This is a genomic window from Streptomyces sp. NPDC001927, from assembly GCF_053594455.1.
Genome location: NZ_JBSFEN010000001.1, coordinates 74,974 through 90,106, shown reverse-complemented (window position 1 = coordinate 90,106; position 15,133 = coordinate 74,974). Strand labels below are relative to the sequence as shown.

At 72.0% G+C, this 15,133-nt stretch carries 12 protein-coding genes; 8 read left to right on the top strand and 4 right to left on the bottom strand.

The features are described 5' to 3' along the window. Window positions 1-62 precede the first annotated feature (62 nt). Genes ACWCO8_RS00420 through ACWCO8_RS00385 form a run of 8 tightly spaced genes read left to right on the top strand, consistent with a single transcriptional unit; the run spans window position 63 to window position 8,324 of the window. Window positions 63-1,193: an inositol-3-phosphate synthase gene (locus ACWCO8_RS00420; RefSeq protein WP_362002537.1), complete on the top strand. Its 1,131-nt coding sequence runs from the start codon at window positions 63-65 to the stop codon at window positions 1,191-1,193. After that, window positions 1,190-2,275: an SCO3242 family prenyltransferase gene (locus ACWCO8_RS00415; RefSeq protein ID WP_451030209.1), complete on the top strand. Its 1,086-nt coding sequence runs from the start codon at window positions 1,190-1,192 to the stop codon at window positions 2,273-2,275. The genes ACWCO8_RS00420 and ACWCO8_RS00415 overlap by 4 nt, the downstream gene beginning before the upstream one ends. Beyond that, window positions 2,272-3,201, top strand: a complete 930-nt coding sequence (locus tag ACWCO8_RS00410) for a sugar phosphate isomerase/epimerase family protein (RefSeq protein ID WP_451030208.1) — start codon at window positions 2,272-2,274, stop codon at window positions 3,199-3,201. Before ACWCO8_RS00415 ends, ACWCO8_RS00410 begins: the two co-directional genes overlap by 4 nt. Next, entirely contained in the window at window positions 3,195-3,758 is a 564-nt protein-coding gene (locus ACWCO8_RS00405) for an EboA domain-containing protein (RefSeq protein ID WP_451030207.1), read from the top strand. The genes ACWCO8_RS00410 and ACWCO8_RS00405 overlap by 7 nt, the downstream gene beginning before the upstream one ends. After that, complete coding sequence (locus ACWCO8_RS00400) at window positions 3,758-4,609, top strand: TatD family hydrolase (RefSeq protein ID WP_451030206.1); 852 nt, start codon at window positions 3,758-3,760, stop codon at window positions 4,607-4,609. Before ACWCO8_RS00405 ends, ACWCO8_RS00400 begins: the two co-directional genes overlap by 1 nt. A gap of 13 nt (window positions 4,610-4,622) precedes the next feature. Beyond that, the gene (eboE, locus tag ACWCO8_RS00395; RefSeq protein WP_451030205.1) at window positions 4,623-5,792 is read left to right on the top strand and encodes a metabolite traffic protein EboE; all 1,170 of its coding nucleotides are present in this window, start codon (window positions 4,623-4,625) and stop codon (window positions 5,790-5,792) included. Further along, a complete protein-coding gene (locus ACWCO8_RS00390) occupies window positions 5,789-7,186 on the top strand; it encodes an alkaline phosphatase family protein (RefSeq protein WP_451030204.1) in 1,398 nt (465 codons plus the stop codon). The genes eboE and ACWCO8_RS00390 overlap by 4 nt, the downstream gene beginning before the upstream one ends. Window positions 7,187-7,235: 49 nt before the next feature. Continuing rightward, window positions 7,236-8,324 carry a sugar phosphate isomerase/epimerase family protein gene (locus ACWCO8_RS00385; protein ID WP_451030203.1) on the top strand — a complete coding sequence of 363 codons (1,089 nt, stop codon included), beginning with the start codon at window positions 7,236-7,238 and terminating at the stop codon, window positions 8,322-8,324. A gap of 18 nt (window positions 8,325-8,342) precedes the next feature. Here the strand turns inward: ACWCO8_RS00385 and ACWCO8_RS00380 are convergent, their stop codons facing one another. The 4 genes from ACWCO8_RS00380 to ACWCO8_RS00365 all read right to left on the bottom strand — a co-directional run bounded on the left by ACWCO8_RS00380 (window position 8,343) and on the right by ACWCO8_RS00365 (window position 15,025). Further along, the gene (locus ACWCO8_RS00380) at window positions 8,343-9,728 is read right to left on the bottom strand and encodes an OFA family MFS transporter (protein WP_451030202.1); all 1,386 of its coding nucleotides are present in this window, start codon (window positions 9,726-9,728) and stop codon (window positions 8,343-8,345) included. Between the two features lie 119 nt (window positions 9,729-9,847). Continuing rightward, window positions 9,848-12,040 (bottom strand): acetate--CoA ligase family protein, encoded by a 2,193-nt coding sequence (locus ACWCO8_RS00375; RefSeq protein ID WP_451030201.1) that lies wholly within the window; start codon window positions 12,038-12,040, stop codon window positions 9,848-9,850. Next, window positions 12,041-13,315 (bottom strand): formyl-CoA transferase, encoded by a 1,275-nt coding sequence (frc, locus tag ACWCO8_RS00370; RefSeq protein ID WP_451030200.1) that lies wholly within the window; start codon window positions 13,313-13,315, stop codon window positions 12,041-12,043. 12 nt (window positions 13,316-13,327) lie between these two features. Further along, window positions 13,328-15,025: a thiamine pyrophosphate-binding protein gene (locus ACWCO8_RS00365; RefSeq protein ID WP_451030199.1), complete on the bottom strand. Its 1,698-nt coding sequence runs from the start codon at window positions 15,023-15,025 to the stop codon at window positions 13,328-13,330. Window positions 15,026-15,133 lie beyond the last annotated feature (108 nt).

The following is a 15,133-nucleotide window of genomic DNA, read 5'->3' as shown; positions in this document are numbered from 1 at the left end:
CGGGCGGGGAGGCGCCGTACCCCCCGCCCGCCGTCTCCACCACAGTCCAGGGAGGCAGGGTCGTGACCACAGGAACACGCACGGACGCCGTCGGGCGTACGGGAGTCTGGTTCGTCGGGGCGAGAGGCTCCGTGGCCACCACGGCGGTGGCCGGCTGCGCCGCGACCACCGCGGGCCTGCACCCGCCCACCGGCATGGTGACGGAGACCGCCCCCTTCGCCTCCGCCGGACTCCCGCCCCTCGCCTCCCTCGTCTTCGGCGGACACGACACGGCGGCGTGTCCGCTCCCCAAACGGGCCGAGGCACTCACCGTCGCGGGCGTCCTCCCGCACGGCCTCGCCTCCGCCGTCGCGGCCGAACTGCGCGCCGCCGACACGGAGATCCGCCCCGGCGGCCCCCTGCCGGGCGACACCCGCACGGAGGAGGAGCTGATCACCTCCTTCGCCACCGACCTGACGGACTTCAGGATCCGGCTGGAACTCGACCGGGTCGTCGTGGTCAATGTTGCCTCCACGGAGCCGGCGTCGGGGGGCGCCGAGCTCCCGCCCAGCTCCCTCTACGCGGCCGCCGCGCTCCGCGCCGGCTGCCCGTACGTCAACTTCACCCCCTCGACCGGGCTCCGCCACCCCGCCCTCGCCGACACCGTCGCGGCGAGCGGCCTGCCCCACGCGGGCCGCGACGGGAAGACCGGCCAGACCCTGCTGCGCTCCGTCCTCGCCCCGATGTTCCTCCAACGCGCCCTGACCGTACGGGCCTGGTCGGGCACCAACCTGCTGGGCGGCGGAGACGGCGCGGCCCTCGCCGACCCGGCCGCGGCGGCCGCGAAGAACGCGGGCAAGGAACGAGTCCTCGCGGACGTCTTCGGCCACGCCCCTGAGGGCGAGGTCCACATCGACGACGTCCCGGCGCTCGGGGAGTGGAAGACGGCCTGGGACCACATCGCCTTCGAGGGCTTCCTCGGCTCCCGGATGGTCCTCCAGACCACCTGGCAGGGCTGCGACTCGGCCCTCGCGGCGCCCCTCGTCCTGGACCTGGCCCGGCTGACGGCCCGCGCCCACGAGGCGGCGCTCTCCGGCCCCTTGGCTGACCTCGCCTTCTACTTCAAGGACCCGGAGGGGGAGGCCCCGGCGGGACTTGCGGACCAGTACGCGCGGCTCGTGGCCTTCGCGGCCCGGCTGGGGGAGGCCCGGTGAGCCGGGCGCGCGGGCGCGTCACGGCCTGGGCGGAGCTGCTGCGCGTCTCCGCGCTGGCCACCGTGCCGGGCGACGCCCTGGCGGGCGCGGCGGCGGCCGGCCTCCGCCCCAACCGCTCGACCCTCCTCGCCATCGGCTCCTCGCTGTGTCTGTACGAGGCGGGCATGGCGCTCAACGACTGGGCCGACCGCGCCGAGGACGCCGTCGACCGCCCGGGGCGCCCCATCCCCTCGGGCCGCGTCACGCCACGCGCCGCCCTCGCCGCCTCCGCCGCCCTGACGGCCGCCGGACTCGCCCTAGCCGCCCGCGCGGGCCGCCCCACCCTGGCGACGGCCACCGCCCTCGCGGCGACGGTCTGGTCCTACGACCTCCACCTCAAGCACACCCCGGCGGCCCCCGCCACGATGGCCACGGCCCGCGCCCTGAACGTCCTGCTCGGCACGGTGGCCACGTCGAGCGGCGGCGCGGCCCGCGCCACGGCGGCCGGCCCTGCTGGGGCCGGGCTGCCGGACCTGGGGCGTGGCCGCCGCCCGCCCGCGGCGGCCCTGGGCTCGGCCGCCCTCGTCGGCGCCCACACCTACGCGGTCACCGCGGTCTCCCGCCACGAGACCCAGGGCGGCTCGACCCGCACTCCACTCCTGGCCCTCGCGACCATGCTGGCGGTAGCTGCGGCCACCGCCCGCACACGCACCGGGCCGGGGGAGCCGAACGCGGGCCGGGGCGGCTGCACTCCGAAGCCCACGGACCTCCTGTCGCAACCCGCCTCCGCGACCGGAGTGACCGCCCGCCCGGCCGGGGCGGCGCTCGCCGGAACCGCGTCGCGCAACTCCGCGGTCGTCGACCGCCTCGTCACGGCAGCCCTCGCCGCCTCCTACGCCCGCACCCCCGCCACCCCCCTCCTCCACGCGGCCCTCAACCCGTCACCGCCCCTCACCCAGCGCTCCGTCGGCGCTGGCATCCGTGCCCTGATCCCGCTCCAGGCCACCCTCGCCGCCCGGTCCGGCGCGCCCGGCACCGCGCTCCTGGTGCTCGGCCTCGCCCCCCTCGCCCGAGCCCTCGCCCGGAAGGTGAGCCCGACATGAGCGCCACGCCCTCCTCCACGCCCTCCGCCACCCCGGGCCCGCCCGCGATCCGTCTCGGGTACGGCACCAACGGCCTCACCGACCTGCGGCTCGACGACGCGCTCGCCGTCCTCGCCGACCTCGGGTACGACGGCGTCGGCCTCACTCTCGACCACATGCACCTCGACCCCCTCGCCCCCGAACTCCCCGCCCGCACCGCCCAGGTGGCCCGGCGTCTGGACGCCCTCGGCCTCCGGGTGACGGTCGAGACCGGCGCCCGTTACGTCCTCGACCCCCGCCGCAAACACGGCCCCTCGCTCCTCGACCCGGACCCCGAGGCCCGTGCCGCCCGCGTCCACCTGCTGCTCCGCGCGGTGCGGGTCGCCGCCGACCTCGGCGCCCACGCCGTGCACTGTTTCAGCGGCATCACCCCGGACGGGACCACCGACGAGACCGCCTGGAAGCGACTCGCCGAATCGATCACCCCCGTCCTCGAAGCGGCCGCGGCCGCCAGGCTTCCCCTCGCCGTCGAACCCGAACCAGGTCACCTCCTCGCCACCCTCGACGACTTCCACACCCTCCGCTCCCTCCTCGGCGACCCGGACCCCCGCCACCTCGGCCTCACCCTCGACATCGGCCACTGCCAGTGCCTGGAGGCCGCGTCCCCGGCCGACTGCGTCCGGGCCGCCGCACCCTGGCTGCACCACGTCCAGATCGAGGACATGCGCCGCGGGGTCCACGAGCACCTCCCGTTCGGCGACGGCGAGATCGACTTCCCACCCGTCCTCGCCGCCCTCGCCGAACTCACCGCCGCCGGCTACCCGGGCCTCACCGTCGTCGAACTGCCCCGCCACTCCCACGCCGGCCCGGAACTCGCCCGCTCCTCCCTCGCGTTCCTGCGCGGCCACTCCGGCCGGCCCACCCCACCGAGGGAGCCGACATGCTGACCCCGACCGCCCGGGCCTGGTTCGACGAGGCCCTCACCGCCGCCACCGACCGCACCGCCCTCTGGGAGCTGCGCTTCGCCTCCGCCGGCCGGCACTGCGGCCCGGAACACGCCGACTCCGTCCGCGTCGCCCTGCTCCGGGCGGCCCGCGCGGAGCCCGCCGTCCTCACCCGGCTCTACGAGCAGGGCTCCGCCCCCGAGCGGCGCGCCGTCCTCCTCGCCCTCCCCTCCCTCGTCACGGGCCCCGAGGCCCTGCCCCTCGTCGACGACGCCCTGCGCACCCACGACACCCACCTGATCGCCGCCGCCCTCGGCCCCTACGCCGCCGCCCACCTCGCCCCCCACCCCTGGCGGCACGCCCTCCTCAAGTGCCTCTTCACCGGCGTCCCCCTCGACACCGTCGCCGGACTCCACGACCGCGCCCGCGGCGACTCCGAACTCGCCCGGATGCTCACCGACTACGCCACCGAACGCACCGCCGCCGGCCGCCCCGTCCCCACCGACCTCCCTCGCGTCCTCGCCCTCACCACCCCCACGGCCCCCACCGAGGAGTCCTGATGCGCATCTTCGACCCCCACATCCACATGACCTCGCGCACCACGGACGACTACCGCGCGATGTACGACGCCGGAGTCCGCGCCCTGGTCGAGCCCGCCTTCTGGCTCGGCCAGCCCCGCACCTCACCCGCCTCCTTCGTCGACTACTTCGACTCCCTTCTCGGCTGGGAGCCCTTCCGGGCCGCCCAGTACGGCATCGCCCACCACTGCACCCTCGCCCTCAACCCCAAGGAGGCCAACGACCCCCGCTGCACCCCCGTTCTCGACCTCCTGCCCCGGTACCTCGTCAAGGACAACGTCGTCGCCGTCGGCGAGATCGGCTACGACTCCATGACCCCCGCCGAGGACACCGCCCTCGCGGCCCAGCTCCAGCTCGCCGCCGACCACGGCCTGCCCGCCCTCGTCCACACCCCGCACCGGGACAAGCTCGCGGGCCTCCGCCGGACCCTCGACGTGGTCCGCGAGTCCGCTCTCACCCCCGACCGGGTGCTGCTCGACCACCTCAACGAGACGACCGTCAAGGAAGCCGCCGACAGCGGCGCCTGGCTGGGCTTCTCCGTCTACCCCGACACCAAGATGGACGAGGACCGCATGGTCGCCGTGCTCAAGGACCACGGCCTGGACCGCGTCCTGGTGAACTCGGCCGCCGACTGGGGCAACAGCGACCCGCTGAAGACCCGCAAGGTCGGCGACGCCATGCTCGCCGCCGGATTCTCCGACGACGACGTCGACCGCGTGCTGTGGCGCAACCCCGTCGCCTTCTACGGCCTCAGCGGCCGCCTCGATCTCACCCCTCCTTCCTCCGACACCTCCACCCATCTGGGCAACTCCGTCCTCCGCGGCGGGGAATGAGGCGGGCCGGCCGATGCGCTTCCGCCACCCGGACGGCTCCACCGTCCACCTCGCCTACTGCACCAACGTCCACCCTGCCGAGACCCTCGACGGCGTCCTCGACCAACTCCGCGACCACTGCGAACCCGTCCGCCGCCGCCTCGGCCGGGACCGCCTCGGCATCGGCCTCTGGCTCGCCCGGGACGCCGCCCACGCCCTGATCACCGACCCGGGCTCGCTGCGCACGCTCCGCGCCGAGATCGACCGCCGCGGCCTGGAGGTCGTCACCCTCAACGGCTTCCCGTACGAGGGCTTCGGCGCAGCGGAGGTCAAGTACCGCGTCTACCAGCCGGACTGGACCCGTCCCGAACGCCTCGCCCACACCGGCGACCTGGCCCGGCTCCTCGCCGCCCTCCTTCCCGACGACGTCACCGAGGGCTCCGTCTCCACCCTGCCCCTCGCCTGGCGCACCCCCTTCGACTCCCGCGCCGAGGACACCGCCCTCGCCGCTCTCACCACCCTCGCCGAGCGCCTCGACGCCCTGGAGGAACTCACCGGGAAGAGCATCCGGATCGGGCTCGAACCGGAACCCGGCTGCACCGTCGAGACCACCGCCGACGCCATCGCCCCCCTCACCGCCGTCTCAAGCCCCCGCGTCGGAATCTGCCTCGACACCTGTCATCTCGCCACCTCCTTCGAAGACCCGACCACCGCCCTGGACGCCCTCGGCGCCGCCGGCATCCCCGTCGTCAAGGCCCAGCTGTCCGCCGCCCTGCACGCCGAGCACCCCCATCTCCCGGAGGTCCGCGCCGCACTCGCCGCCTTCGCCGAACCCCGCTTCCTCCACCAGACCCGCACCCGGACCGCCGCCGGCCTGCGCGGCACCGACGACCTGCCCGAAGCGGTCTCCGGCCGGGCCCTCCCCGACGGCGCCCCCTGGCGCTCCCACTTCCACGTCCCCCTGCACGCCCCGCCCGAGCCTCCGCTCACCTCCACTCTTCCGGTCCTCCGCGCCACCCTCGCCCTCCTCCTCGGCGGCCCGCGTCCACGCACCCACCACCTGGAGGTCGAGACCTACACCTGGCAGGCCCTCCCGGCCGACCGGCGCCCCCGCAACCGCGCCCGCCTCGCCGACGGCATCGCCGCCGAACTCACCCTGGCCCGCGACCTGCTGACCGACCTCGGCCTCAAGGAACTGCCATGACCAGCCCCCGGAGCGACAACCGGCCCACCCCCCTTCTCGTCCTCGACGTCGTCGGTCTCACCCCCCGCCTCCTGGAGCACATGCCCCGGCTGCGGGCCCTCGGCGCGGCCGGCTCACAGGCCCCGCTCACCACCGTCCTGCCGGCCGTCACCTGCACCGCTCAGACCACCTTCCTCACCGGCACCCTCCCCTCCGAGCACGGCATCGTCGCCAACGGCTGGTACTTCCGCGAACTGGGCGACGTCCTCCTGTGGCGCCAGCACAACGGCCTCGTCTCCGGCGACCGGCTCTGGGACGCCGCCCGCCGCGCGCACCCCGGCTACACCGTCGCCAATATCTGCTGGTGGTACGCCATGGGGGCCGACACCGACATCACCGTCACCCCCCGTCCCGTCTACTACGCCGACGGCCGCAAGGAACCCGACTGCTACACCCGACCACCCGCCCTCCACGACGAACTCACCGAAGAACTCGGCACCTTTCCCCTCTTCCACTTCTGGGGCCCGGGCGCCGACCTGGTCTCCAGCCGGTGGATCATCGACGCCACCCGCCACATCTTGCGCACCCGCCACCCCGACCTCGCTCTCGCCTACGTCCCGCACCTGGACTACGACCTCCAGCGGTACGGCCCGGACGACCCGCGCGCCTTCCAGGCCGCGGCCGACCTGGACGCCGCGCTCGCCCCCCTCCTCGACGACGCCCGAGCCGAAGGCCGCACGGTCGTCGCCCTCTCCGAATACGGCATCACCCGCGTCAGCCGGCCCGTCGACATCAACCGCGCCCTGCGCCGCGCCGGCCTCCTGGAGGTCCACACCCAGGACGGCATGGAGTACCTGGACCCGATGACCTCCCGCGCCTTCGCGGTCGCCGACCACCAACTCGCCCACGTGTACGTCCGCCGCCCCGAGGACCTCGACGCCGTCCGCGAGACCCTCACCGGGCTCCCCGGTGTCGAGCGGCTCCTGGACGACGAGGGCAAGAAGGAGCACGGCCTCGACCACCCGCGCTCGGGCGAGCTCGTCGCCCTCGCCGAGCCCGACGCGTGGTTCACGTACTACTACTGGCTCGACGACGCGCACGCGCCCGACTTCGCCCAGCTCGTCGAGATCCACCGGAAACCCGGCTACGACCCCGCCGAACTCTTCATGGACCCGCTCGATCCCTATGTACGGGTCAAGGCGGCGAAGGCGATCGCCCGCAAGAAGCTCGGCATGCGCTACCGGCTCGCGGTCGTCCCCCTGGACCCCTCACCTATTCGCGGCAGCCATGGCCGCCTCCCCACGAGCGAGGACGAAAGTCCGCTCATTCTGTGCTCCACCCCCCGCGCTGTGAGCGGCCGCGTAGCGGCCACCGATGTGAAGTCCCTCTTGCTCCGACTGGCCGGCCTTTCCTGACCGATCTCCAGTGAAGCAGAGCCCACCGACAACGAGGAGTTATCCACAGATGACCCGCTCCCGCCGCATCTCGTCCGCCACCCCCGACCCGGAGCTGACCCGCAAGCTCAGCAGACGGAACATGCTCGGCGTCGCCGCCGGAACCACCGCCGCCGCGCTGCTCGGAGCGGCAGCGGCCGCCCCGCAGGCCGCCGCGGCCCAGTCGACCGACCGCCACGAAGACAACGGCGGCGGCCACGACCACGGCAAGGGCCGCCCCGTCCTCCCGCCCGGCCGCCTCGGCATCCAGCTCTACTCCCTGCGCGACAAGGTCGCCACCCTCGGCTTCGCCGCGGTCTTCTCCGAACTGAGCAAGTACGGCTACGACGAGGTCGAGTTCGCCGGATACGGCCAGGGCTCCGCCGGCCCGATCACCCTCGCCGAACTCAAGAAGCTCACCCGCGAGAACGGACTGCGCGGCATCGGCAGCCACGTCGGCTACTACAACGACGGCGACCCGAACGCGTACACCTTCGCGCAGAACCTCGACAAGGTCCTCGACGACGCCCAGGCCCTCGGCCTCCCGCACATCGGCACCGCCTCGGGCCCCTGGCGCTACGGCGCCACCGTCGACGGCTGGAAGCGCTGCGCCGAGGAGTTCAACCAGTACGGCGCCGAGGCGAAGAAGCGCGGCATGAAGTTCTACCAGCACAACCACGCCGAGGAGTTCTCCTTCGCCACCGACCGGCCCGACGTCCGGCTCTACGACGTCCTGCTCGCCGAGACCGACCCCGATCTCGTCCACCTCGAAATGGACGTCTACTGGGCGTACGTGGCCCAGCACCGGTTCTCCCGCCGGGCCGACGGCACCCCCGCCCCCTTCGACCCGCTGCGCTACGTCCTCGCCCAGCCCCACCGCTACCCGCTCTTCCACGTGAAGGACGGCGAACGCGACGAATCCGTCCGCGACGGCTACCGCATGGCGGACGTCGGGGACGGAGACATCGACTACCGGCGCTTCATCTCGGCGGTGAACCGCACCCACCACGGCTACCGCGCCCACCACTGGCAGGCCGAACACGACAACCCGGTCGAGTCCTTCGCGTTCGCCCGCAAGTCCAGCGCGCACCTGCACTCGCTGCGCGAGAAGCACCGCTGAGCCGCACGGCCGTCACGGTCACACGTCGCGGCTGATCGGCCGCGGGTTCGCCGCCACCCGGCGGGCCCGCGGCCGCCCCGGCGGATGCAGGAACAGCGCCACGAAGCCGGCGAACAGCGAGATCGACCCGGCGAGCACGAAGGCCCCCGAGTAGTCCCAGGCCGAGACCACGACCGCGCCCATACCGGAGCCGAGCAGCCCCGACACCAGCTTGGAGCTGTAGACCAGGCCGTAGTTGGAGGCGTTGTTGTTCTCCCCGAAGTAGTCCGCCGTCATCGCCGCGAACATCGGGAAGATCGCGCCGCCGCCGAAACCGGAGATGCTGGAGAAGACCAGGAACAGCGGCAGGTTGTGGATGCTGCCCGACCAGAGGATGCCGTACTGGGCGAGCCCCAGGACGATGCAGACGAAGATCAGGCACTCCTTGCGGCCGTAGCGGTCGGAGAGCCAGCCGATCACGCCCCGCCCGGTGCCGTTCACGATGGCCTTCAGGGACATCGCCGTGGCCACGATCCCGCCCGCGAACCCCGCCTCGTCGCCGAACGGCACCTGGAAGGCGATGCCGAAGATGTTGACGCCCGAGGTGCAGAGCAGACAGAACCACATCAGCGCGACCCGCCCGGTCCGCCAGGCCTCGATCGGCGTGTACTGCTTCACCGCCGGCGGGTTCTTCTCCATGGCCCTACGCGCGCGTGGGTCGTCCGGTTTCCGCAGCGGATCCACCTGGGCCGGCCACCAGTTCTTCGGCGGGTCCTGGAAGAAGTACCCGGCCACCGCGACCATCGCGGCCAGGAACAGCCCGACGGAGACCAGCACCCAGCGGAAGTTCGTCAGGTCCATGTAGCCGGTGAAGATGAAGACGAACGGCACCGAACCATAGGCGAAGCCGCCGTTCACGAAACCCGTCTTGCCGCCCTTCCGCTCGGGATACCACTTGCCGACCATGTTCACGCAGGTCGCGTAGACCATGCCCGCGCCCATACCGCTGAACATGCCGAAGCCGAGATAGGCGACGATCACATGCGGGGCGAAGGCGAGCGAGAGGTAGCCGAGCAGCGTGCCGACGGCGCCCAGCATCATCGCCCAGCGGGCCGGCAACCGCCCGCTCTCCCGCAGCTTCCCGGCCGGGAAGGCCACCGCGGCCTGGAAGAAGACCCAGACCCCGAGCATCCAGAAGATGTGCGCACTGCTCCAGCTGTGCGCGGTGTGCAGGGTGTCCTCGGCGGACGCGAACGCGTACTCCGCCGAGCTGATGCCCATCATGCCCACCCAGGGCAGGATGACCATCCACTTGCGTGTGCGGCCCATCAGCTCGACGTCGGTCTCACCGAGCCGGTACGTACGGCCGTTGGCGTCCGTCACCTCCCTGTAAGGGAGGGTGGTGGTGATGTCGGTTGTCGTCATGGAGATCGAACCCCTCGCGTGGAAGAAGTCTGGCCAGCGCCCCCTGTCCGTTCCCTTCGCACCGGGGCCCGCGGCGGGCGGGATCCGGCCGCCGCGAGCCCCGTGGTTCGAGCTGTCGCTCAGCTCACCGCATCACCGCCCAGGAGCCCCGCCGCCCGCGCCCAGCGGTACTTCGCGCCGAGCACCGCCACCGGCAGCTCCGTCGTGTACGGGTAGGCCACGACCCCCCGCTCGAACAGGTACTGACAGGCCTCCTCGACCTCGACGTCGCCCGCCAGCGAGGCGACGACCGGCTTCTCGACGCCCCGCTCGCGGAACTCCGCCACCACGCGCGCGGTGAGCTCGGCGAACACCATGGGGGGAGTGACGATGGTGTGCCAGTAGCCGAGGACGAGCGCGTGGATCCGCGGGTCCTCCATGCCGAGCCTGATGGTGGCCTCGTACGTCGACGGCGGCTCACCGCCCGTGATGTCGATCGGATTTCCCGAGGCCCCGAAGGGCGGGATGAACGCCTTGAAGGCGGCGTCCAGGTCGTCCGGGATCTCCATCAGCCGCAGCCCGTTGTCGACGATCGCGTCCGACAGGAGGACCCCCGAACCACCGGCCCCCGTGATGACGACGACATTGTCCCCGCGCGGCGCCGGCAGCACGGGCAGCGCCCGCGCGTACTCCAGCATGTCGCTCAGCCCCGGCGCCCGGATGACCCCCGCCTGCCGCAGGATGTCGTCGTAGACCGCGTCGTCCCCCGCGAGCGCGCCCGTGTGCGAACCGGCCGCCCGCGCCCCCGCGCTGGTGCGCCCGGCCTTCAGGACGACCACCGGCTTCTTCGGCACGGTCAGCCGGGCCGCCTCGACGAAGGCCCGCCCGTCCTTGAGGTCCTCCAGGTGCATCGCGATGCAGTCGGTACGCGGATCCTCGCCGAACCAGGTCAGCAGATCGTCCTCGTCGATGTCCGACTTGTTGCCGAGCCCGACGATCGCCGACACCCCCGTCCGCGTGGTCCGGGCGAAGCCCAGGATCGCCATCCCGATCCCACCCGACTGCGAGGTCAGCGCCACACCGCCCTTGACGTCGTACGGCGTGCAGAAGGTGGCGCACAGGTCCTGCCAGGTGGAGTAGTACCCGTAGATGTTCGGGCCCAGGAGCCGGATGCCGTACCGCTCCGCCACCGCCACGATCTCGTCCTGCAGCGCGTGCTCCCCGGTCTCGGCGAAACCGGACGGGATCAGCACCGCGTTCGGGATGCCCTTGCGGCCTACCTCCTCGAGCGCCGATGCCACGAACGGAGCGGGGATCGCGAAGACCGCCACATCCACCTCACCGGGAACGTCCGTGACACTCTTGTACGCCTTGCGGCCGAGGATGTCATCGGCCCGCGGGTTCACCGGATGAATCTCGCCGGAAAAGCCGCCGTCGACGAGGTTGCGCATCACCGAATTGCCGATCTTCCCGCGCTCGTTGGAGGCCCCGATCACGGCCACCGCGCGCGGCTCCATCAGCCGGCGCATCGAGCGGAGGATCTCCTCACGGCCGAAGGTCCGCCGAAGGGCGGGCACTTCGGAGGCGAGGATCACGCGGATGTCGGCCGCCATCGCGCCCTCGGGGGTGGCGATCACCGGATTGAGGTCGACCTCGGTGATCTCGGGGAAGTCGTCGACCAGTCGGGAGACGCGCCGGATCTGCTCGGCGAGCGCCCAGCGGTCGACGGCCGGCGCGCCGCGGACCCCGCGCAGGATCTCCGCTGCCCGGATCGAGTCCAGCATCGACACCGCCTCGTCGGCGGTCACCGGGGCCAGCCGGAAGGTGACGTCCTTCAGCACCTCCACGAGCACCCCGCCGAGGCCGAAGGCGACGACCTTGCCGAAGGCCGGATCGGTGACGGCGCCGACGATGACCTCCTGCCCCGGCGGCAGCAACTGCTGCACCTGGACCCCGTCGATGCGGGCGTCCGGCGCGTAGGCCCGGGCGTTCTCGACGATCCGGCAGAACGCCTCGCGGACCTGCGAAGCCCCCTCCACCCCGACGACCACACCACCCGCGTCGGTCTTGTGGAGGATGTCCGGGGAGACGATCTTCAGGACCACCTTCCCGCCGAGCCGGTCGGCCTGCGCCACGGCCTCGTCCACGTCCCGGGCGAGCGCCTCGCCCGGCACGGCGATCCCGTACGCGTCGGCGAGCAGCTTCCCCTCGGGCGCGGTCAGGGCCGTCCGACCGTCCGCCCGGACCGCGTCGAGGAGTTCGCGTACGGCCCGCTTGTCGAAGCCGTGCGCCGTGCTGGGCGCCGTGCCGTACGCCGCGTTGTCCGCGCTCACTTAGATCACCCCGCTCGTCTTCAGCAGCCGCAGCTCCTCGTCGCCGAGGCCCAACTCGCCGACGTACACCTCTTCGTTGTGCTCGCCGAGCAGCGGGGAGCTGACGACCTCCACCGGGGAGTCGGAGAGCTTGAGCGGGGAGCCCACCGTCGTGAAGCTGCCGCGCTCGGGGTGCGGAACCTCGACCACCATCTCGTTGGCGACCAGCGAGGCGTCCTCGATGATCTCCTTGGTGGAGAGGATCGGACCGCACGGAACGCCCCGGGCGTTGAGCCGCTCCAGGACCTCCCACTTGGGCAGCGTGGAGGACCACTCCTCGATCAGCTGGAACATCTTGGAGAGCTTGGGCAGCCGGGCCTCGGGCGTCGCCCACTCCGGGTCCTCGGCGAGTTCGGGCCGGCCGATGAGCTCCGAGAGGGGGGCCCAGCCGACGGGCTGGACGATGACGTACACGTAGTCGTTCGGCCCGCCGGGCGCGCACCGCACCGCCCAGCCAGGCTGACCGCCGCCGGAAGCATTACCCGAACGGGGGACTTCCTCGCCGAAATCTTCGTTGGGATACTCGGAGAGCGGTCCGTGCGAAAGCCTCTGTTGATCCCGCAGCTTCACCCGGCAGAGATTCAGCACCGCGTGCTGCATCGCGACGTTCACCCGCTGCCCCCGCCCGGTGTTCTCGCGCTGGAAGAGCGCCGCCAGGATTCCCGCCACGGCATGGATGCCGGTGCCGGAGTCACCGATCTGGGCGCCCGTCGCCAGCGGCGGCCCCTCCTCGAACCCGGTGGTGGCCATCGAGCCGCCCATGGCCTGAGCGACGACCTCGTACGCCTTGAAGTTGGTGTACGGGCCGTCCCCGAACCCCTTGATGGAGGCATAGACGATCCGTGGATTGATCTCCTGGATCCGATCCCAGGTGAAGCCCATCCGGTCGACGGCCCCCGGGCCGAAGTTCTCGACCATGACGTCACTGCGGCGGATCAGCTCGGTCAGCAGCTCCTTGCCGCGCTCGGTCTTGGTGTTCAGGGTGATGCTCCGCTTGTTGCAGTTGAGCATCGTGAAGTAGAGCGAGTCGACGTCCGGGATGTCCCGCAGCTGCTTGCGGGTGATGTCACCGGACGGGGCCTCCAGCTTCACCACGTCCGCACCGAGCCAGGCGAGCAGCTGGGTGGCCGAGGGACCGGACTGCACATGCGTCATGTCGAGGACACGAATGCCTTCGAGCGCCTTCGCGCCGAGCGCGTTCGTACCGGGAGCCGTGGTACCGAGAGCCTTGGTCATGATGAAGACCCCTCACTTGTACATGGTCTGGTTCATGGTTCCGGGGGCGTACGCGTCCGGGTCGACCCACACGTTGATCAGCGACGGCAGCCCGGACTCGCGGGCGCGCCGCAGCGCCGGGGCGATGTCGGCGGGGTCCCGCACCTCCTCGCCGTAACCGCCGAGCATCCGGGCGAACTTGTCGTAGTGCACGTCGCCCAGCGTGTTGCCGACCCGCTCGCGCTCCGGGCCGTACTTCTGGGCCTGGCCGTAACGGATCTGATTCATCGAGGAGTTGTTGCCGACGATGCCGACGAAGGGGAGGTTGTAGCGGACGAGCGTCTCGAAATCCCAGCCCGTGAGCGAGAACGCGCCGTCGCCGAAGAGCGCCACCACCTCCTTGTCCGGGCGCGCCTGCTTGGCCGCCAGGACGAAGGGGATGCCGACACCGAGCGTGCCGAGCGGACCCGGGTCCATCCAGTGCCCGGGTGACTTGGGCTGCACGACCTGGCCGGAGAAGGTGACGATGTCCCCGCCGTCGCCGATGTAGATCGAGTCCTCGGTGAGGAAGTCGTTGATCTCGCTGACCAGGCGGTACGGGTGGATCGGCGAGGCGTCCGACCGCAGCTGCGGCAGCCGCTTGTCCAGCGCGGTCTGCTCGGCGGTGCGCAGCTCCTCCAGCCAGGCCTTGCGCTTGATGGCGCCGCCGTTGAGTCGGCCGGTCGCCGCCTCCGTGACCGACTTCAGGATCAGCCCCGCGTCGCCGACGATCCCGAGGTCGACGTCCCGGTTCTTGCCGACGGTCCGGTAGTCGAGGTCGATCTGGACGACGGTGGCGTCCGGGGAGAGCCGCTTGCCGTAGCCCATCCGGAAGTCGAAGGGGGTGCCGACGATGACGATGACGTCCGCGTTGGCGAAGGCGTAGCGCCGGGAGAGCTGGAAGTGGTGCGGGTCGCCGGGAGGCAGCGTGCCGCGCCCCGCCCCGTTCATGTACGCGGGGATGTTGAGGGTCCGTACGAGCTCGACGGCCGCGTCGGTGGCGCGGGTCGTCCAGACCTGGCTGCCCAGCAGGACCGCCGGCTTCTCGGCGTGCACCAGCAGATCGGCGAGCCGCTCGACCGCTTCGGGGTCGCCGCCGCTGCGGGTGGAGGCCCGGTAGTGGCCGGCCTTGGGCACGCGCGCCTTCTCCACGGGGACGGTGGCGTCCAGGACGTCGCGAGGGATCTCCAGGAAGGAGGGCCCGGGGGCGCCGTGGTAGCACTCGCGGAACGCCATGGACACCATGTCCGCCGCGCGGGCCGTGTCCGGCACGGTGGCGGCGAACTTGGTGATCGGCGTCATCATGTCGACGTGCGGGAGGTCCTGCAGGGAGCCCATCTTGTGCTGGGTGTGGGCTCCCTGACCACCGATCAGGAGCATGGGGGACTCGGCGCGGAAGGCGTTGGCGACCCCGGTGACCGCGTCGGTGGTGCCGGGCCCTGCCGTGACCACGGCGCAGCCGGGCTTGCCGGTGATCCGGGCGTATCCGTCGGCGGCGTGCGCGGCGACCTGCTCGTGGCGTACGTCGACGACTTCGATGCCCTCGTCGACACAGCCGTCGTAGATGTCGATGATGTGGCCGCCGCAGAGTGTGTAGATGACGTCGACGCCCTCCGCCTTGAGGGCCTTGGCGACCAGATGTCCACCGGAGATGCGTTCCTGTGCGGGCTGCTGCTGGCTGTCGTCGGGCATGGCGAAGTCCTGTCCCTTCGTAGGGGAGTTGAGAGTGATCGCGGTCGATTGCATACAGTCGACGAATACTGTATGAAGCTTGTTATCCCGCATCGCCCGGATGGTGTC